The sequence below is a fragment of the Streptomyces rhizoryzae genome, assembly GCF_023155275.1.
GTDB classification, from domain to species: Bacteria; Actinomycetota; Actinomycetes; order Streptomycetales; family Streptomycetaceae; genus Streptomyces; species Streptomyces rhizoryzae.
Genome location: NZ_JALMUV010000025.1, coordinates 23,377 through 42,143, shown reverse-complemented (window position 1 = coordinate 42,143; position 18,767 = coordinate 23,377). Strand labels below are relative to the sequence as shown.

Annotated in this window: 11 protein-coding genes, 4 tRNA genes and 1 riboswitch; of the genes, 7 read left to right on the top strand and 8 right to left on the bottom strand. The window is 74.0% G+C overall.

Annotated elements, in window-relative coordinates; all coding sequences use genetic code 11:
* Positions 1-84: 84 nt before the first annotated feature.
* Positions 85-4,197: an ATP-dependent RNA helicase HrpA gene (gene hrpA, locus MUU72_RS20305; protein WP_248014749.1), complete on the bottom strand. Its 4,113-nt coding sequence runs from the start codon at positions 4,195-4,197 to the stop codon at positions 85-87.
* 130 nt (positions 4,198-4,327) lie between these two features.
* Between hrpA and MUU72_RS20300 the strand changes: the two genes are divergently transcribed.
* Positions 4,328-5,398, top strand: coding sequence for an ABC-2 transporter permease (locus tag MUU72_RS20300; protein WP_248014748.1), 1,071 nt, complete (start codon positions 4,328-4,330; stop codon positions 5,396-5,398).
* Positions 5,399-5,585: 187 nt separating this feature from the next.
* Here the strand turns inward: MUU72_RS20300 and MUU72_RS20295 are convergent.
* The 4 genes from MUU72_RS20295 to MUU72_RS20280 form a co-directional block, all read right to left on the bottom strand.
* Positions 5,586-5,659, bottom strand: a tRNA-Phe gene (locus tag MUU72_RS20295).
* Between the two features lie 4 nt (positions 5,660-5,663).
* A tRNA-Asp gene (locus MUU72_RS20290) sits at positions 5,664-5,738 on the bottom strand.
* Positions 5,739-5,784: 46 nt separating this feature from the next.
* Positions 5,785-5,857, bottom strand: a tRNA-Glu gene (locus MUU72_RS20285).
* 83 nt (positions 5,858-5,940) lie between these two features.
* On the bottom strand, positions 5,941-7,581 hold the full coding sequence (locus MUU72_RS20280; RefSeq protein ID WP_248014747.1) for a metallophosphoesterase family protein: 1,641 nt from the start codon (positions 7,579-7,581) through the stop codon (positions 5,941-5,943).
* A gap of 128 nt (positions 7,582-7,709) precedes the next feature.
* On the opposite strand from MUU72_RS20280, the gene MUU72_RS20275 reads away from it, so the two are divergent.
* The 4 genes from MUU72_RS20275 (at position 7,710) to MUU72_RS20260 (ending at position 12,089) form a co-directional block, all read left to right on the top strand.
* Positions 7,710-8,060, top strand: coding sequence for a metallopeptidase family protein (locus MUU72_RS20275; protein ID WP_248014746.1), 351 nt, complete (start codon positions 7,710-7,712; stop codon positions 8,058-8,060).
* 386 nt (positions 8,061-8,446) lie between these two features.
* A complete protein-coding gene (locus MUU72_RS20270) occupies positions 8,447-9,115 on the top strand; it encodes a hypothetical protein (protein ID WP_248014745.1) in 669 nt (222 codons plus the stop codon).
* A 301-nt stretch (positions 9,116-9,416) separates the two neighbouring features.
* A complete protein-coding gene (locus MUU72_RS20265) occupies positions 9,417-11,789 on the top strand; it encodes a DEAD/DEAH box helicase (protein WP_248014744.1) in 2,373 nt (790 codons plus the stop codon).
* A gap of 227 nt (positions 11,790-12,016) precedes the next feature.
* Positions 12,017-12,089, top strand: a tRNA-Lys gene (locus MUU72_RS20260).
* A 206-nt stretch (positions 12,090-12,295) separates the two neighbouring features.
* Here MUU72_RS20260 and MUU72_RS20255 read toward each other — a convergent pair.
* Both MUU72_RS20255 and MUU72_RS20250 read right to left on the bottom strand, forming a co-directional pair.
* Positions 12,296-12,946: a response regulator gene (locus MUU72_RS20255; RefSeq protein ID WP_248014743.1), complete on the bottom strand. Its 651-nt coding sequence runs from the start codon at positions 12,944-12,946 to the stop codon at positions 12,296-12,298.
* Positions 12,934-14,172 (bottom strand): sensor histidine kinase, encoded by a 1,239-nt coding sequence (locus MUU72_RS20250; RefSeq protein WP_248014742.1) that lies wholly within the window; start codon positions 14,170-14,172, stop codon positions 12,934-12,936. The genes MUU72_RS20255 and MUU72_RS20250 overlap by 13 nt, the downstream gene beginning before the upstream one ends.
* A gap of 35 nt (positions 14,173-14,207) precedes the next feature.
* Here MUU72_RS20250 and MUU72_RS20245 point away from each other — a divergent pair, with 35 nt between their 5' ends.
* A complete protein-coding gene (locus MUU72_RS20245; protein WP_248014741.1) occupies positions 14,208-14,795 on the top strand; it encodes a hypothetical protein in 588 nt (195 codons plus the stop codon).
* Between the two features lie 586 nt (positions 14,796-15,381).
* The gene (locus tag MUU72_RS20240) at positions 15,382-16,521 is read left to right on the top strand and encodes a PP2C family protein-serine/threonine phosphatase (RefSeq protein WP_248014809.1); all 1,140 of its coding nucleotides are present in this window, start codon (positions 15,382-15,384) and stop codon (positions 16,519-16,521) included.
* A 159-nt stretch (positions 16,522-16,680) separates the two neighbouring features.
* Here the strand turns inward: MUU72_RS20240 and MUU72_RS20235 are convergent, their stop codons facing one another.
* On the bottom strand, positions 16,681-17,952 hold the full coding sequence (locus tag MUU72_RS20235; RefSeq protein WP_248014740.1) for a DUF2332 domain-containing protein: 1,272 nt from the start codon (positions 17,950-17,952) through the stop codon (positions 16,681-16,683).
* Positions 17,953-18,383: 431 nt separating this feature from the next.
* Positions 18,384-18,517: riboswitch (cyclic di-AMP (ydaO/yuaA leader) on the top strand.
* Positions 18,518-18,767 lie beyond the last annotated feature (250 nt).

Here is an 18,767-nt window from a genome sequence, read left to right as displayed (position 1 = left end):
GCGGGCTGCGAAGCAAGACTGTACAGCAGGTCAGGGGGTGCGGTCGAACTCGGACCCGGGCACCGCCCCCGGGCCCGGCCGGGCCTACGGCGCCGCGGCGTCCACCGCCTTCATGATCCGCTTGTCGGAGACCGGATACGCGGTCCCCAGGGCGTGCGCGAAGTAGCTGACCCGGAGTTCCTCGATCATCCAGCGGATCTCCCGGGCCGCGGCCGGCACCGGGCGCCCCGGGGGGAACTGCTCCAGCAGCCAGGCGTACTCGTCCTGCATCTCCTTGACCTTCGCCATCCGGCTGCGGTCCCGTTCGGCGTTGGTGGGCAGCTGCGTCAGCCGGCGGTCCACGGCGACCAGGTAGCGCAGCAGGTCCGGCAGCCGCTGCGCGCCGTGCTCGGTCACGAAGCCGGGCTTGATCAGCGCGGCCAGCTGCTCCTGGACATCCGCCAGCGACGGCAGCAGCGAGGGGAACGCCGTCGCCTTCAGCCGGCGCTCGCACGCCTGCCAGGCGGCCAGCACCTCCTGCGTCTGCCGGACGGTCTTCAGCGTCGCGTCGACCAGATCGGCCCGGACCGCGTCGAACAGCTTCCGGAACCCCTCCTCGTCCCACGCCGGGCCGCCGCGGACCGCGATCAGGTGGTCCGCGGCGGCGGTCACGCAGTCGTCGAAGAGCGCGCCGATGGAGCCGTGCGGATTGCGGGACAGCGCCAGCTTCTGCTGGTTGCTCAGCTTGTCCTGCGCGAACTTGGCGGGGTTGGAGGGGATGTTGAGCAGGATGAGGCGGCGGGTGCCGGCCCACATGGCCGTCCGCTGCTCGTCCTCGGTGTCGAACAGCCGCACCGCGACGCTGCTGCCCTCGTCGGCCAGCGCCGGGTACGCCTTCACCGGGTGGCCGGCGCGGCGGGTCTCGAAGGTGCGCGGGAGGGTGCCGATCGTCCACGACGTCAGGCCGGTGCGCTGCTCCGGGCCGGCCGGGGCGGCCTCACCGCGGCCGGCGCCCCGGCGGTCCCTGCCGGGCCGCTCGGCGGCCTGGGCGAAGGCCCGGGAGATGGCGGCCTGGGTCTTCGGCTTCAGCTGGAGGCGCAGCGCCTCCAGGTCCTTGGCCTCGGCGAGCTTGCGGCGCCGCTCGTCGACCACCCGGAAGGTGATCTTCAGGTGGTCCGGGACCTTGCCGAGGTCGAAGTCCGCGGCGTCCACCGGCACCCCCACCATCCGTTGCAGGCCCGCGGCCAGCGACGCCGTCAGGGCGCCCTGGAGCGGCACGGTGCCGTCCAGGAAGCGGGCGGCGAAGTTCGGTGCCGGGACGTAGTTGCGGCGGATCGGCTTGGGCAGCGAACGGATCAGCTCCGTCACCAACTGCTCGCGCAGGCCCGGGATCTGCCAGTCGAAGCCCTCGGAGGAGACCTGGTTGAGCACCTGGAGCGGGATGTGGACGGTCACGCCGTCCGCGTCCGCACCCGGCTCGAACTGGTAGGTGACCTTGAACTTCAGCTTCCCCTGGCGCCACGAGTCCGGGTAGGCGTCCTTGGTGACGGCCTCGGCGGACTCGTTGATCAGCATCGAGTGCTCGAAGGTGAGCAGGTCCGGCTCGTCCCGCTGCTTCCGCTTCCACCAGGAGTCGAAGTGCGCCCCGGAGACCACGTCGGCCGGGATCCGCCGGTCGTAGAAGTCGAAGAGCGTCTCGTCGTCGACGAGGATGTCGCGCCGCCGGGCGCGGTGCTCCAACTCCTCGACCTCCCCGAGGAGTTTGCGGTTGTCATGGAAGAACTGGTGGTGGGTGCGCCAGTCGCCCTCGACGAGCGCGTGCCGGATGAACAGCTCGCGGGAGGTCTCCGGATCGATCCGCCCGTAGTTGACCTTGCGCTGGGCGACGATCGGGACGCCGTAGAGCGTGACCCGCTCGTAGGCCATCACGGCGGCCATCTTCTGTTCCCAGTGCGGCTCGCTGTAGTTCCGCTTCACCAGATGCGCGGCGAGCGGCTCGATCCACTCCGGCTCGATCCGGGCGTTGACCCGCGCCCACAGCCGGGACGTCTCGACCAGCTCCGCGGACATCACCCAGCGCGGCGGCTTCTTGAAGAGCGCGGATCCGGGGAACACCGCGAACTTGGCGCCGCGGGCGCCCAGATACTCGTTCTTGGCCTCGGTGTCCTTGAGGCCGATGTGCGAAAGCAAACCCGAGAGCAGGGCGGTGTGCAGGTGCTCCGGCGCCGCGTCGCCCGCGGCCGGCGCCCCCTGGTCGGAGCCGGCGTCCCCATGGATGCCCATGCTCCTGGCGACCGTCCGCAGCTGCGAGTAGATGTCCTGCCACTCGCGTATCCGCAGGTAGTTCAGGAACTCCGCGCGGCACATCCGGCGGAACGCGGACGACGACAGCGCCTTCTGCTGCTCGCGCACGTACCGCCAGAGGTTCAGGTACGCCAGGAAGTCGGAGGTCTCGTCCTTGAAGCGGGCGTGCTGCTGATCGGCCTGCTGCTGCTTGTCGGACGGCCGCTCGCGCGGGTCCTGGATGGACAGCGCTGCCGCGATCACCATGACCTCGCGGACGCAGCCGGTGCGGTCCGCCTCCAGCACCATCCGGGCCAGCCGGGGGTCCACCGGCAGCTGGGAGAGCTTCCGGCCCAGCGGGGTCAGCCGCTTGCGGGCGTCCTTCTGCGCGGGGTCCAGCGCCCCCAGCTCGCGCAGCAGGTCGATACCGTCCTTGATGTTGCGGCGGTCCGGGGGGTCGATGAACGGGAACTTCTCGATGTCGCCGAGGCCGGCCGCGGTCATCTGGAGGATGACCGAGGCCAGATTCGTCCGCAGGATCTCCGCGTCGGTGAACTCCGGCCGGGAGAGGAAGTCCTCCTCGGAGTACAGCCGGATGCAGATACCGTCGCTGGTCCGGCCGCAGCGGCCCTTGCGCTGGTTGGCGCTGGCCTGCGAGACCGGCTCGATGGGCAGCCGCTGCACCTTGGTGCGGAAGCTGTAGCGGGAGATCCGGGCCATGCCCGGGTCGATCACGTACTTGATGCCCGGCACGGTCAGCGAGGTCTCGGCGACGTTCGTCGCCAGCACGATCCGCCGGCCGGTGTGGCGCTGGAAGACCCGGTGCTGCTCGGCGTGCGACAGCCGCGCGTACAGCGGCAGCACCTCGGTGGCGGGGAGGTTCTTCTTGTTGAGCGCGTCCGCGGTGTCGCGGATCTCCCGCTCACCGGAGAGGAACACCAGGATGTCGCCGGGGCCCTCGGCCCGCAGCTCGTCCACCGCGTCGCAGATCGCGGTGATCTGGTCGCGGTCCGGGTCCTGGCCGCCCTCCTCCAGCAGCGGGCGGTACCGCACCTCCACCGGATACGTGCGCCCGGAGACCTCCACGATCGGCGCGCTCGGCCGCTCGCCGTCCCCGGTGGCGCCGTCCCCGGCCCCGGTGCCGCCGTCCCCGCCGGCCGGCTGCCCGCCGACGGCCGCCACGCTTCCGAAGTGCCGTGCGAACCGCTCGGGGTCGATCGTCGCGGAGGTGATGACCACCTTCAGATCCGGGCGGCGGGGCAGCAGCTGCGCCAGATAGCCCAGGATGAAGTCGATGTTGAGACTGCGCTCGTGCGCCTCGTCGATGATGATCGTGTCGTACTGGCGCAGCTCCCGGTCCGTCTGGATCTCGGCGAGCAGGATGCCGTCCGTCATCAGCTTGACGAGGGTGTCGTCGCCGACCTGGTCGGTGAACCGGACCTTCCAGCCGACCACCTCGCCCAGCGGCGACTTCAGCTCCTCGGCCACCCGCTCGGCGACCGTGCGGGCCGCGATCCGGCGTGGCTGGGTGTGCCCGATCAGGCCCTTGACGCCGCGTCCCAGCTCCAGGCAGATCTTGGGGATCTGGGTGGTCTTCCCGGAACCGGTCTCGCCCGCGACGATCACCACCTGGTGGTCGCGGATGGCCGCCAGGATCTCGTCCTTCTTCTGGCTGACCGGCAGCTCCGGCGGATAACTCACCACCGGCAGCGCGGCGCGCCGCTGCGCCACCCGCAGCTCGGCCTCGTCGAGGCCGGCGGCGATCTCGGCGAGCACCGCCGCCCGCGCGTCGGGCTTGCGGATCCGGCGGGCGCCGTCGAGCCGGCGCCCCAGCCGCTGCTGATCGCGCAGCATCAGCTCGGGCAGTCGCTTCAGCAGGGAGGACAGCGAGGGGGCGGCGCCGTCGGCGGGGGCGGAGGCAGGCTGACTGGACATACGTCCCCCAGGATCTCACCTCGCGGAAAAGACTGGCGAACCATTTGCGGGCGGGCCCCGGCCCCCGGGTGCGGCAGACCGCTGCGGCCCCGGGCGGTATGTCGGACATCGGTGCCTTAGCGTGGGGGGCATGCGCGATCATGAAGGGGAGAACGTCCCGCATGGCGCCCACGGCCGGCCCCGGACCGCGGCGGAACGCTGGGCGGCCTTCCGGGCCTCGCCGTTCCTCCCGGCCGTGGTCCTGGTGGTCATCCTCGCCGCCGCGGCCGGCCTCTTCGCCGGCTCGTACAGCTACACCATGGCCAACCCCACCCCCCGGCACATCCCCACCGCCGTGGTCACCGGCCCCGCCGCCCCGCAGCAGAAGGCGTTCGTCAGCGGTATGGAGCAGGCCCTGAACGCCTCCCTCCGGCTGACCGGCTACGCCACCTACGGGCAGGCCCGCGCGGCCGTCGACGACCAGCGGGAGTTCGCGGTGCTGCGGACCCGCGGCCGCGGCGTGGAGCTGAACGTCTCCGGCGCGTCGGGCGCGACGGTGGCCCAGCTTCTGTCCGAGGCCGCCGCCAAGGTCGGCCCGGCCACCGGCGTGCCCGTCACCGTCCGGGACGTCAAACCGCTCCAGCACGGCGACCCCCGCGGACTGGCGCTGTTCTACATCTCCCTGGCGGCCGTGATCATCGGCTTCGTCGGCGCCATCCAGCTCAGCGTGCACGCCCGCGGCCTCAACCCGGCCGAGCGGATCGCCTTCACCGCCGCCTACGCCCTGCTGGGCGGTTTCGCGATCGGCGCGGTGGTCGACTGGTGGCTGGGCGCGCTGCGGCTGCCGTTCGTGGAGTCCTGGCTGATCCTCGCGCTGACCATGTTCACGTCCGGCATGGTCTTCACGATGTTCAACACCCTGATCGGCCGCTGGGCCATGATCCCCACCTGGGGCCTGATGGTCCTCCTGGGCAACCCCTCGTCCGGCGGTGCGGTCTCCTGGCCGCTGCTCCCGTCCGTCCTCGGCCTGATCGGCCGCTGGCTGCCGCCGGGCGCCTCGGTCAACGCCCAGCACACCGCCGTCTACTTCCGGGGCCACCAGCACGCCTTCCCGTTCCTGGTGCTGGCCGGCTGGTCGCTGGTCTCCTGCGCGGTCTTCTGGTTCTGGCGCCACCGCCACCCCGGCGGCCGCGACACCGCCCCCGCCCACGCCGCCCCCTGACCCGCGGCCCGGCCCGGCGTGCCCCGAGGTGCCCGGGCCGGTCGGCCAGGTCCGGACAGGTGCGGAACGGCCCCCGGCACCGGCCCGGACCCATCCGGAGAAGAAGGCCGGAAAAACCGGAGAAGAAGGCCGGAAAAAGAAGAAGATCCCAGTCCGTTTCCGAACCGGGATCTTCTCCCAATGGGTGTGGCTGGGGCCGGGGTCGAACCGGCGACCTTCCGCTTTTCAGGCGGACGCTCGTACCAACTGAGCTACCCAGCCGCAGCGGTCCTGACGGGATTTGAACCCGCGGCCTCCACCTTGACAGGGTGGCGAGCACTCCAAACTGCTCCACAGGACCTTGCATTGTGCGAGTGGCGTGCACCAGTCTCGCACACGGTGGTGCGTGCCCCCAACGGGATTCGAACCCGTGCTACCGCCTTGAAAGGGCGGCGTCCTGGGCCACTAGACGATGAGGGCTGATGGCCCGCCTTGGCGCCGTTACCGGCCCCGTCGGGGACGTGAGAAGCATATGGGATGGGAGGACCGTTCGCCAAAACGGTTTACCCGGCCCGGTCGGACGGTGTCGCCGAAGGCCCCGGGGACCGGGAGCCGCCGGGCCCGCCGGGCTGGTTCTCCCGCGGCAGATGGCGGCTGACCTCGGCCCGCGCGAGCCCCAGCCCGCCCAGCGTGATCTCGTCCCACGCCTGGAGGTGCTTGGTGGCGCGGTCCAGGTAGAGCACCGACGCCTGGACGGGCGCGGGCTCCTTGCCCTGGACGGCGCGCAGCCCGCCGCCGCCGGTGGAGCCCTCGATCATCAGCCGGGTCCCCCGGGGCAGCGTGCTGGTCTCCCGGTGGTGCAGGTGGCCCGCGAGCGCCAGCGGCACCAGGCCGTCGGTCCGCGCCGCCGCCTCCGGGTTGTGGGCCAGCGCGATGTCCACCGGGGTGCCGGCCAGCCGCTCGGTGCGCAGCACCTCCGCGAGCCGGTCCCCGGCGGCCCGTTCGGCCGCGTCCCCGGCCGGTGCCACCGAGCGGTCCGGGGTGAACTGCGGGTCGCCGACGCCCGCGATGCGCACCCCGGCCACCCGGGTGACGTGCCCGCTGTCGAGGACCGTGACGTGCTTGCGGCCGGCCAGCGCGCGCTGGGTGCCGCGCGAGTCGTGGTTGCCGCGCACCCAGACGTACGGCGCGCCCAGGGTGGCGACCGGGTCGAGGAAGCGGTTCTCGGCGGCCGAGCCGTGGTCCATGGTGTCGCCGGTGTCGATGATCACGTCGATCCGGTACTGCCGCACCAGGGAGGCGATGAGGTGCCAGGCGGCCGGGTTGAGGTGGATGTCGGAGACGTGCAGGACCCGCAGGGTGGACGGGTCCGGCCGGTAGGCCGGCAGCGTCGAGGCGGTGTCGTACAGCTTGCTCACGTTCGTCACCAGACGCGCCAACTCCTGCTGGTAGACGCCGAATTCGCTGACGATGCTGCGCGCGGTGCCGACCACCGAGGGGGCCGAGCCGAGCAGTCCGGAGAACCGCGGCTCCAGGACGGACTTGGGGTTCCAGGTGGCGTACGCGGCGGCCCCGGAAGCGGCGAGCACGGCGAGCGCGAGCCCGCCGGCGGCCAGCGCGCGGCGCGGGCGGCGGTAGACGGCCAGGCCCAGCGCGGTGGCGCCGCCGGCCGCCGCGGCGCACGAGGTCACCACCAGCCCCGCGGCGCCGTGCAGCACGTCGTGGGTGACCTGGGCCTGGAGCCCGGCGAACCGCTCCGGGTGGTCGACCAGCGCCGCCGAGCGGGCCGGGTCCAGCCGGTCGACGTCCACGTCGAGCCGGACCGGGGCACGGTGGCTGTCCAGCGCCAGGTCGCCCAGCGGCGGCACGGTGATCCGGGTGCCGCCGGCCAGCGAGGGCCGCAGCGCCATGCTGGTGTCCATCGGGCCGACCGGGGCGTGCACCGTACCGAGCACCAGCAGCCCCAGCCAGGCCCCGAGCAGGCTGACGGCCGCCAGCCCCAGGGCCCGGGCGTACGGGCGCGCGGGCGGGGCGAGCGAGGTGACCGGATCCGTACGGCGCGGGCCGCCGGGCCGCCGTGGGACCGGGGCGGACCGCCGCCGGGCGGCCGTCCGGCGGTTCGGGCGGCGGGGGCGCGGCAGACGGGGGCCGGGGCGGTCCGGCGGGTCGGGAGGCGATGTCCGGGAGCGCGCTGCGCGGGCCATTGGTCCCGTATGCCCGGCTGCCCCGGCCGTTATGCGGGACGTCCGGACTCCGCTTGCGGCCCCGCCGGGGGCCGCTCCGAACGGCCGGGGAGGCCGTGCCGCGCCGGCCGGTGGCGGACAATGGGGGCGTGCTGGAGATGACGCGCGAGGAGTTCGAGGAACTGGTCGCCGAGGCGCTGGACCGGATCCCACCGGAACTGACCCGGCTCATGGACAACGTGGCGGTCTTCGTCGAGGACGAGCCCCCCGCCGGCGACCCCGGGCTGCTCGGGCTCTACGAGGGGACCCCGCTCACCGAGCGCGGCGAGTGGTACGCGGGCGTCCTCCCGGACCGCATCACCGTCTACCGGGGCCCGACCCTGCGGATGTGCGACACCAGGGAAGACGTGGTCGCCGAGACGGAGGTGACGGTCGTTCACGAGATCGCCCACCACTTCGGCATCGACGACGCGCGGCTGCACGCGCTCGGCTACGGCTGAGGGCGAGACCGAGGGCGTCCGGACCGGGTGCGCGGCGGCGGCCGCGTGTCCTCGGGCCGGGGGCGGGAGTTGGGCAGGGCGTCCGACGCCGCCGTCCCTGCGCTCCGGATCCGGAGGTCCCGCCCGTGTGCCCGATGCCCCCTCGCCCGACACCCGCCGCCGAACAGCCCGCTGAGCAGCCAGCCGAACAGCCCGCCGAACAGCCCGCCGGGCAGCCCGTTGCGCGGCCGCGCGCGGACGGGCCGCCTGCGGGTGCGCCCTTTGCCGGTGGGCCTGCTGCCGGCGGGGCTTCCGCCGGTGGGTCGCCCGCGGGTCCGTCGTCCGCGTCCTCGTCAGCCTCCTCCGCGCCTCGGGCGCCCTCCGCGCCGTCCGGTGCCGTGCCCGGGGTGGCCGCCCGGTCGAGGGCGCGGGTGACGGCCGCCGCGGTGGCGGTCTCCGCGCTGGCCGCCTCGCTGGCCGGCTGCATGAGCGTCAGCGACCCCGGCACCCCGAAGCCGTCCGGCAGCACCGCCCGGCAGGGCGACGAGAAGGGCAAGGCGCACCGGCCCGGCGGGCTGACCGCCGACGGGCGGGGCGACGGCCCGCACCGGCTGGGCCACGGCGGCCCCGCGCGCCCGGGCGGCCGCGGCACCGAGGCCGACCGGGAGGCCGGGGGCGGCGCCTCGCAGGCCCCCGAGTCCGCGCCGCCGCCCGCACCGGGCACGCCCGGGCCGGCCAAGCCGTCCGGGCCCGCACCCGGCGCCCCGCCCGGCCACGGCGGCACCGGCGGCCAGGCGGGCACCCCCGGGCCCGCGCAGCCCTCGCCGTCCCGGCCCGCCCACCCGCCGTCGCCGACCGGTGGGCCGGGCCCCGGCGCGCCCACCCCCGAGCCGAGCCCGCCGGCCGGCACGCCCTCGTCCGCGGGCGGCGGCGTCCACGCGTCCGGCCCGTCGCCGCTCGTCCCGAAGGCGTCGGTCGCCGTGCCCCCCGCGTCCTCCGGACACGGCTCCGCCCCGGGGGCCGGGTCCTCCGCCCTCTCCTCGCCGATGGCGTCCCAGGCGGAGTGGGACGCCTGAGCCGCCGGCGCCCCGGGCGGTGACGCGGCCGGGCCCCGGGCGGTGGGGGGAGCCGGTCGCCCGGGGCCGTACGGTGGCGTGAGGACGAACACAGCGGGAAGGGCGGCAGGGCATTTGCCTTGCGGGGGGCTGGGTGCGTATGGTGGTAGATCGTTTGATCCCATTTGCCCGGCGCCCTGTCAACAGCGCGCCGTGTGGCGCGTTCTCTCCCTTGCCGTGGCTGACCGCATAGAGGCGGTCTTTGTGAAATCACACGGAGTTGTGGGCGCGTGCCGAGACTCCGGAAGGTTTCGCATTTCGCATGTCCGTTTCCACTGAACAGTCCGCCCTGCCCGCGCACGACGAGCAGACCGCAGCCCCCGCCGACCAGCACGCCCCCGAGGCGGCGGCCGCGGAGACCACCGAGACCGTCGAGGCCGTCGAAGCCGTTGAGGCTGCCGAGGCCGTCGAGGCCGACGAGCAGGGCGCCGAGGACGGCGGCGACGACGCCGCGACCGTGACCTTCGCGGACCTCGGCCTGCCCGAGGGCGTCGTCCGCAAGCTCGCCCAGAACGGTGTCACCGTCCCGTTCCCCATCCAGGCGGCGACCATCCCCGACGCGCTGGCCGGCAAGGACATCCTCGGCCGCGGCCGCACCGGCTCCGGCAAGACCCTCTCCTTCGGTCTGCCGACCCTGGCCCGCCTCGCCGGCGGCCACACCGACAAGAAGAAGCCGCGCGCGGTCATCCTCACCCCGACCCGCGAGCTGGCGATGCAGGTCGCGGACGCCCTCCAGCCGTACGGCGACGTCCTCGGTCTGAAGATGAAGGTCGTCTGCGGCGGCACGTCCATGGGCAACCAGATCTACGCCCTGGAGCGCGGCGTCGACGTCCTCGTCGCCACCCCGGGCCGCCTGCGGGACATCATCAACCGCGGCGCCTGCTCCCTGGAGGACGTCCGGGTCGCCGTTCTCGACGAGGCCGACCAGATGTCCGACCTGGGCTTCCTGCCCGAGGTCACCGAGCTGCTGGACCAGGTGCCCGAGGGCGGCCAGCGGATGCTGTTCTCGGCCACGATGGAGAACGAGATCTCCACCCTGGTCAAGCGCTACCTCACCGCTCCGGTCAGCCACGAGGTCGACAGCGCCCAGGGCAACGTCACGACCATGACCCACCACGTCCTCGTCGTGAAGCCGAAGGACAAGGCGCCGGTCACCGCCGCGATCGCCGCCCGCAAGGGCCGCACCATCATCTTCGTCCGCACCCAGCTGGGCGCCGAGCGGGTCGCCGAGCAGCTGATCGAGGCGGGCGTGAAGGCGGACGCGCTGCACGGCGGCATGACCCAGGGCGCCCGCTCCCGGGTGCTCGCCGACTTCAAGGACGGCTACCTCAACGCGCTGGTCGCCACCGACGTCGCCGCCCGCGGCATCCACGTGGACGGCATCGACCTGGTCCTGAACGTGGACCCGGCCGGCGACCACAAGGACTACCTGCACCGCGCCGGCCGCACCGCGCGCGCCGGCCGGGAGGGCACCGTGGTGTCGCTGTCCCTGCCGCACCAGCGCCGCCAGATCTTCCGCCTGATGGAGGACGCGGGCGTGGACGCCTCGCGCCACATCGTCGGCGGCGCCGGCGCGTTCGACGAGGACCTGGCCCGGATCACCGGTGCGCGTTCGCTCACCGAGGTGCAGGCCGAGTCGGCGAACAACACCGCCAAGCAGGCCGAGCGCGAGGTCAGCGTCCTGGCCCGCGAGCTGGAGCGGCTCCAGCGCCGCGCCGCCGAACTGCGCGAGGAGGCCGACCGGCTGACCGCCCGGGCCGCCCGCGAGCGCGGCGAGGACCCGGCGGAGGCGCTGGCGGCCACCGCCCAGGAGGCCGCGGAGGCGGCCGAGGCGGCGGCGGCCGAGGCCGTCGTGCCGGCCCAGGCCGGACCGGGCGAGCGCCGCGGGTACGACCGGCGGGACGACCGCCGGGACGAGCGCTCGGGCGGCCGGTCCTTCGAGCGGCGCGAGGAGCGGGGCGGTTCCGGCCGGGACCGCGACCGTGACCGCGGTGGCGACCGGTTCGGCGGGCGTTCCTTCGAGCGGCGGGACGACCGCCGGGGCGAGGGCCGGGACGAGCGGGGCGGCTTCGGCCGCGACCGCGGTGGTGACCGCGACCGCCGGGACGAGCGCTCGGGCGGCCGGTCCTTCGAGCGGCGCGAGGAGCGGGGCGGCTTCGGCCGGGACCGCGACCGTGAGCGCGGTGGCGACCGGTTCGGCGGGCGTTCCTTCGACCGTCGCGATGACCGTCGGGACGACCGGCGCGGCGAGGGCCGGGACGAGCGGGGCGGCTTCGGCCGGGACCGCGGTGGCGACCGCGACCGCGGCGGCGACCGCGACCGCCGGGACGACCGCTTCGGCGGCCGCTCCTTCGACCGCCGGGACGACCGCGGCGGCTTCCACCGCGACCGCGGTGAGCGCCCGAGCCGTCCGTTCAACCGCGACGACCGCGGCGGGCGCTCCTCCGGCGGCTACCGCTCCGGTGGCGGCGACCGCCCGTTCAACCGCGACGACCGCCCCGGCGGCCGCCCGTCCTCCGGCTACCGCTCCGGCGGCGACCGCCCCTACGGCCGTCGTGACGACCACCGCGGCTCGGGCAGCGCGTCCGGCTTCGGCCGCCGCGAGGACAAGCCGCGCTGGAAGCGCAACGGCTGAACCACCGGCCGTGGCTGATTCCCGCCGCCGGCCTGCATGACCTTCAGGGCCCGTACCGCACCCAAGTGCCGTACGGGCCCTGGGCTTTGATCTGGGGTGTACGGGCGCGGAGCGGGCCGTACCGGGGGCGGCGGGGTGGACCGGGCGGGCCCGCGGCACGCCGTGGATTGGCCAGATCCCTCATGCCTTCGGGCTGCGGCACCTCCTCGGGCTATGCTGCTCGGTGCGGGCCATTAGCTCAATTGGCAGAGCAGTGGACTTTTAATCCATTGGTTCAGGGTTCGAGCCCCTGATGGCCCACCGAAAACGATGCGGAGCAGGTCTCTGACCTGCGGATCAGTGCCCCGGCCGGAGATCATCGGCCGGGGCGCGTCGCTTTTCCGGCCGGGCGCGTGAGCGATGCGTGAGCGGACGGCGCGGCAGGCACCGCGTCAGGCCGCCCCCCCCCCCACGCCTTCCGCTCCTGCCCCTGGTGTTCGCGGTGGGCCCGCAGGACGGCGGGTCGGTTACGTCGGGGAAGCGCCGAGGAATCTCAGGACGGCGAGGACGCGCCGGTGGTCGGCGTCGGCTGCGGGCAGGTCGAGTTTGGCGAGGATGTTGTTGATGTGCTTGGCCACTGCGCTGTCGCTGACGACCAGGGCCTCGGCGATCCCGGTGTTGGAGCGTCCCTCGGCCATCAGGGCGAGTACCTCCCGTTCGCGTGGCGTCAGCCGATCGAGCGGGTCGCTGCGGCGGCGCACGAGCAACTGGGCGACCACCTGGGGATCCAGTGCCGTGCCCCCGGCTGCAACCCGCCGGATGGAAGCCACGAACTCCTCCACGTCGGCGACGCGTTGCTTGAGCAGGTAGCCGACGCCGCTGGTGTGGGCCGTCAGCAGGTCGGCCGCATACCGCTCCTCGACGTACTGCGAGAGCAGTACCACCGCGGTCCGCGGCCATCGCTCACGGATCGCCAGCGCGGCGCGCACGCCTTCGTCGGTGAAGCCGGGTGGCATGCGGACGTCGACCAGGGCCAGCCCGGGCCGGTGTTCCCCGACGGCCGCAAGCAGGGCTTCGGCGTCGCCGACTTCGGCGGCGATCTCGAAGCCGGCCCTTTCCAGGACCTTGACGAGCCCGACGCGCAGCAGCAGGGAGTCCTCGGCGATCACGGCTCGCACGGCAGCTCCACGGCGATGGTGGTCGGGCCCCCGACCGGGCTGCTGAGGTGGAAGGTGCCGTCGACGGACCCGACCCGTTTGGCCAGCCCGCTCAGTCCGCTGCCGGTGCAGGTGTCTGCGCCGCCGATCCCGTCGTCGGTGATGTTCACGCGCAGCATTCTCCCGACCTGTTTGACAGTGACGTCCACGCGGCTGGCGCGGGCGTGCTTGGTGACGTTGGTGAGCGCCTCGGAGACCACGAAGTAGGCGACCGACTCCACGGTGGGCGCCGCTCGCTCCTCGAGGTCGACTCGCAGCCGTACCGGGATCGGTACCCGGGCGGCCAGCCCGGACAGCGCCGCGTCCAGCCCGCGGTCTTCGAGGACGGCCGGGTGCAGGCCGCGCACCAGGTCGTTGAGTTCGGCGATGGCCTCCTTCGCCTCGCGGTGTGCCTCGTCGATCACGGTGCGGGCCTCGTCCGGCAGGTTGGTGAGGGCGGCCTTGGCCAGGCCCAGGTTGACCGCGAGGGAGACCAGGCGCTGCTGGGTGCCGTCGTGCAGGTCGCGTTCGATGCGGCGGCGTTCGGTATCGACGGCGTCGATCAGGTCGGTGCGGCTCTCGGAGAGGTGCTCGACACGCTGCTGAAGCTGCTGGGAGCGGCTGGTCCCGAGCAGCGCGAGCGCGATCCGGGTCTCGGCGCGGGTCACCGGCCCGGTCAGCCAGGGTGCGGCGCACAGCAGCAGCACGCCTGCCGCGGTGTAGTACACCGCTTGGGTCGCGTAGTCGACGTAGTCCAGGCGAACCTGGACCGGCAACATCCAGGCCCACCCGTTGACGGTGACGCCGGCCAGGCCCGCGACCCACGCAGCGACCACCCCCAGCTCCACCACAGCCAGGAGCGGACCGACAAGCAGGTGGTATGCGGCCTGCCGCCAGGTCTGGGCCACGGACAGCCACCGCAGAGCGCGCCTCAGCCACCCTTCCTCGCGCGCGGCCGGCAGCCGGCGGATCTCCACTCCCAACAGCGCCCGGTAACGGCGTCGCTGCACAGCGGTGAGCGCCAGCACCCCGAGCAAGATCAGCACAACCGGGAGCGGGAGCACCCGCCACGCCTTCGGATTCGCGACACTCGCCATCCAGCTCCACAACGGCACCAGCGCAAGGTGCAGCGGAATCCCGGCCGCCAAGAAACCGGTGTCCCGCCGGACCCGAACAACTCTGCGCCGCAGCGCCCGGGGAATCGTCATGGCCCGACGGTAAAGCGCCAGGTGAGGGCTATGCCATGCATCGTGTATCCGGATCGATGGTGAAGCTGGCACCACCCTGGGAACGGCACCCGGCATTACTGACTGTGATCGCCGTGCGGCTCAGGCTGAAGGGCGTGCAGGAAATCATCGAACTGTTCCCGGAGCCGGACGCCGAGCGCGGCATACGCAGGCCGCACAACCCGCGCACGGGATCGCTCCCCGGCCCGCAGCGCCGTCGTCCGGACCGCCTTCCAGGCCGCCGGCGGGGTCTCGTCCTGGTCGGCTGCGGGGTGGCGCTACTGCCGTGGCTCGTCGTGTTGGCCACCAGCCTGCCGGCCACCTTCCGTGCCGCGCACTGGTCCGCCGCCTGGGTGGGGCTGGACGCGCTGGAGGCGGTCGGCCTGATCACCACAGGTCTGCTTGCCACCCGCGGCGATCGGCGGCTGGTGCCGGTCGCCGCCGCGACGGCCGCCCTGCTCACCGTCGACGCCTGGTTCGACACGATGACCGCGGCCGGCGGGAGCGAACTGCGCGCGGCGCTGGTCATGGCGTTGTTCGCAGAACTTCCGCTCACAGCGGTATGCGTCCGCCTGGCGGTTCGAGCGCTGCGCCGCACCCCATGAAACCCGCCACGGCGGCCCGGCGGGGGTGGGGCCCGTAGGGGGTGGGGCGGCCCCGGCCTGAGGCATACCCCGGACGGGTCAGGCGGACTCGCCGGGCGGCGGGCCGGCGGCAAGCCTGGGGGGACGGCGTGCGTCCCCGCGACGGACGCCGAGCCCGACGCCCACGGCGGGAACGCCACCGGCGGCGCGCGCCCGAGGCCCAGCGGCCCCACCGGCGTCACGCCCCGTCAGGTGCTCCGCGGCGTACGGCGGGACGGCGAGGTGACGAGGCGGCGACACGGGCGGCGGCGTCCAGGACGGCACGGCGTGCGGCGGTGCGACATGCAGCGACGGGTATCCGGCGCCCCGCGTCCGGGCGCGGCGACTCGCTCCGGTCTCGCGCGGGGTTGCGCGTTCGTGCGGTGGCTCCTCGCGTACGGGCGGCAGTGCCCCCCGCGTTTACGGGCGGTGTCGCCGCGTATCCGTGGTGGCCCGCGGGTGTGGTTGCCGGGCGGCCCTGCGCAAGGCGGGGCGCCGTAGTGCCGGGCCCGGGCCCGGGCCGGTCGGCGGTGGAGCGGAACGCGGGAACGGGAAGAGGCCGGTGCGGATGCTTCGAGGCGGCAGACACCGCACGGACGAGGGCGAGCGGCGGGCCCGGGACGACGAGATGCCCCCGCTCGTCCGCCGGCTGGCGCGCTGGCTCCCCGCCGTACTGATCCTCCTGGGCGTCGTCTTCGAGGTCCTGACCCCGCCCCAGTACACCGCGGCCCCCTTCCTCTCCGCCGCCCCGCTGGTCGCCGCCCCCCTCTACACGTTCCGGGCCACCGCCGTCACGGCCCTGGCCGCCATCGTCAGCGAACTCCTCATCGCCACCTACCACGGCGTCGAGGACTACTACGAGTCGGTGACCGAGTCGGCCACGGTCGTCGTCGTGGCGCTGCTGGCACTCGGCATCAACCGGGTCGTACGGACGAGCGACGCCCGGCTGGCCTCCGCCCGGGACGTTTCGGAGGCCGCCCAACGGGCCCTGTTGCCCGCCCCGCCCGCCCGGGTGGCCGGACTCGCGGTCGCCGCGCGCTACGTGGGCGCGCGGGCCGGCGCCCGGATCGGCGGCGACCTCTACGCCATCCAGGACACCCCGCACGGCGTACGGATGATCGTCGGCGATGTGCGGGGCAAGGGCCTGGAGGCGGTGGAGGCCGCGGTGGTCGCCATCGGCGCCTTCCGGGAAGCCGCGGAGCAGGAAGCCACCCTGGAGGCGGTCGCGGGCCGGCTGGAGCGCGCCCTCAAACGGGAGGGCGGCCGCCGGGCGGGCCTGGACCGGTTCGAGGGCTTCACCACGGCCGTCCTGGCGGAGATCCCCGCCGGGGACCGGTCGGCCCTCCGGGTCCTCAACCGCGGCCACCCGCCCCCGCTGCTGCTCACCCCCGACGGCGGGCTGCGGGAACTGCCCCCGTCCGCCGCCGCGCTCCCGCTGGGCCTGAGCGACGTGGCGGGCTGGCCGGACCGTGTCGACGAGACGTTCTTCCCGGCCGGCGCGCTGCTGCTCCTGTTCACTGACGGGGTGACCGAGGCCCGCGACCGGGCCGGCCGGTTCTACGACCCCTGCGCCCGGTTGCGCGGCAGCCGGTTCACCGGGCCCGACGACCTGCTGGACGTCCTGACCGAGGACGTCGCCCGCCATACGGGAGGCGCCCCCGCGGACGACATGGCACTCCTGGCGGTCCAGCGCCCGTTGGAGGCGTAGGCGTAGGCGCAGGCGCAGGCGTAGGGGGGTGGGGAGGCGTGCGGACGACGCCGGTGTGCGGCCCGGAAGCGCGCGGACCCGGATGGACCGGGTGCCCCGGGCAAACCGGGCGGATCGGGGCCCGCGGGCCGGAGGCGCGCGGAGGGCCGGGTCACCCCCTTACGGGAGCGGGGGCCGCAGCCAGTGGACGCTGTGGCCGTGCGGGTCGGTGAGGGCGACCGGGCGCTCGTCCAGGGCGAGGGTCAGCAGCATGGGGTCCTCCGGCCGCAGCGACCGGTGCTCCGGCGCGGTGATCCACGGCAGCACGCTGTGGTGCTCCTGGGAGATCCAGTGCCCGCCGCCGTCCCGTTCGGCGAGCAGCGACCGCACGAGCCGGGCGAACTCCTCGCGCCGGGCGGGCGGCAGGTAGGCCAGCGTCGCGCTGTGGAAGATCACCAGCGTCGCCCCGGCGGGCACCCGGGCGGCCAGCCCCGGCAGTTCGCCGAGCAGGTCGCCGCGCACCAGGTGCGGCCGCGGACCCGTCCGCATCGCCGCCACGGCCGCCGAGAGCCGTTCCGTACGGGCCTCGTCGCCCGGCCGGACGAGGGCCCGCAGCCAGCGGAGGTCGTCCGGGTCGGCGACCGGGTCGAGCGGGTCCGGGGCGATGCCGCCGCGCCAGACGACCTCCGGCAGCGGGCCCGGCAGCGCCGCCGCGCCGCCCTCGCTCCACGGTGCCGCCCCACTGGTGCGGCAGGTGAACGTGACGGCGCCGCCGTCGGCCCCGCCCTCCCCGTACCCGGACGCGCCGTCACCCCCTTGCCTGGAGGGGCGCCCGCCCGCCTGGTGGCCGTACGCGGGGCCGTCCGCCTGGTGGCCGTGCGGGCGACCGTCCTGGTGGCCGTACGGCTGTCCGCCCTCCCGGTGGCCGTACGTGGGATCGTCCGCCCGGTGGTCATACGCGGGGCCGTCCGCCCGGTGATAGCGGTACCGATACCGGTCGGGATACAGGCACAGCCCCGCCGATGTCCCGACCTCCAGGAGGGCCAGCGGCTGTGGCATACGGGCCAGCAGGGGCAGCAGCGGGGCGCAGCGGGCCGGTTCATCGGACCGGGCGGAGCGGCGCATGATCACCGCGCGGACCTCGTCCCAGTGCCGGATCGCCCACTCGCGCCACCGCCCGTAGGCGAGCTCGCCGCGCGGCCCCAACTCCGCGTGCGGGCCGTCGAGATAGCGCACCGCGGCGAGCAGGAGGTCCGGCTGCTGCTTGGCGCCGGCCGGCAGCGAACCCGCCAGCAGGTCGCACAGCTCCGCGTCCCCGCTGATCCGGGCGGCCAGCTCCGCGTGCGCCTCGGACCGTCCCCGCGCCTGGTGCCAGGAGAACTCCCGGTACCGCTCCGCCACTTCCTGCGGGTTGTTGACGACGTTCCCGGTGTGCGCGACGTTGACGGCCATGAGGCGACGTTACCGTCCTCACGCTACGTAACTGCGGGGCGTCCCTCCGCATAACGAGTCGCGCACAATCATCGGAAGATCGTTTGGCGACGAGGCGGCAACTCGCCCTGATTGCAGCCGTGCTGGGGGTAAAAGTCCACGCCAAAGGTCGTTCGGAGGGCTTTCGGAACTCCCGTGGATTCGTGGGAACGCTTGGATTTCCCGCGCCGTCTCTATTACTGTCCGATAACGGAGCGCGGTTGTCCCAGCCGTCGCCAGTGGCGGCACCGCGCGCCGACGCCGAATCCCGTACGCGCTCTTCCCGCACGTCCAGAACGACTCCGGGCGGCCCGCCCGAGCCGGCACTCCGAGCCGCCCGATCCGTGTCCTCGTACCGCGACGGGTCACCCGGAACGAACGGTTCCGGTCCTTGCCGGATCCGCCTGGATTTGCCGGGAATTGCGCCGAAGGAACCGGGGAACCACCCTCTTGGGGTGAATCGGACGCCTCTCGCCAAGGGGTGCCGTAGGAGACCTTCCTGCTCCGAACCCGTCAGCTAACCCGGTAGGCGAGAAGGAAGGAAAGGAGTGCGCCCCCGTGGCGTCCGCGTCCAACAGACCAGCCCCCCATGCCTCGTCCACCTCGGGTCTCGGCGGCCCCGCCGCCTTCGGCGGGCCGGCGGGTTCCGGCGGTCCCGCTGATTTCGGCGGGGTGGTCGGTGCCGGAGTGGCCACCGGGTTCACCGTCCCTGTGGGGGGCGGTGGTACGGCAGGTTCGCAAGGCACGGCAGGTGCTGCCGGTGCAGCAGGTGTGGCACGTGCTGCCGGTGCAGCAGG

What these genes read in the sequence shown, in the direction of transcription:
- hrpA (WP_248014749.1), bottom strand. Translation starts at nt 4,197, where the DNA reads ATGTCCAGTCAGCCTGCCTCCGCCCCCGCCGACGGCGCCGCCCCCTCG.
- MUU72_RS20300 (WP_248014748.1), top strand. Translation starts at nt 4,328, where the DNA reads ATGCGCGATCATGAAGGGGAGAACGTCCCGCATGGCGCCCACGGCCGG.
- MUU72_RS20280 (WP_248014747.1), bottom strand. Translation starts at nt 7,581, where the DNA reads ATGGCCCGCGCAGCGCGCTCCCGGACATCGCCTCCCGACCCGCCGGAC.
- MUU72_RS20265 (WP_248014744.1), top strand. Translation starts at nt 9,417, where the DNA reads ATGTCCGTTTCCACTGAACAGTCCGCCCTGCCCGCGCACGACGAGCAG.
- MUU72_RS20250 (WP_248014742.1), bottom strand. Translation starts at nt 14,172, where the DNA reads ATGACGATTCCCCGGGCGCTGCGGCGCAGAGTTGTTCGGGTCCGGCGG.
- MUU72_RS20245 (WP_248014741.1), top strand. Translation starts at nt 14,208, where the DNA reads ATGCATCGTGTATCCGGATCGATGGTGAAGCTGGCACCACCCTGGGAA.
- MUU72_RS20240 (WP_248014809.1), top strand. Translation starts at nt 15,382, where the DNA reads ATGCTTCGAGGCGGCAGACACCGCACGGACGAGGGCGAGCGGCGGGCC.
- MUU72_RS20235 (WP_248014740.1), bottom strand. Translation starts at nt 17,952, where the DNA reads ATGGCCGTCAACGTCGCGCACACCGGGAACGTCGTCAACAACCCGCAG.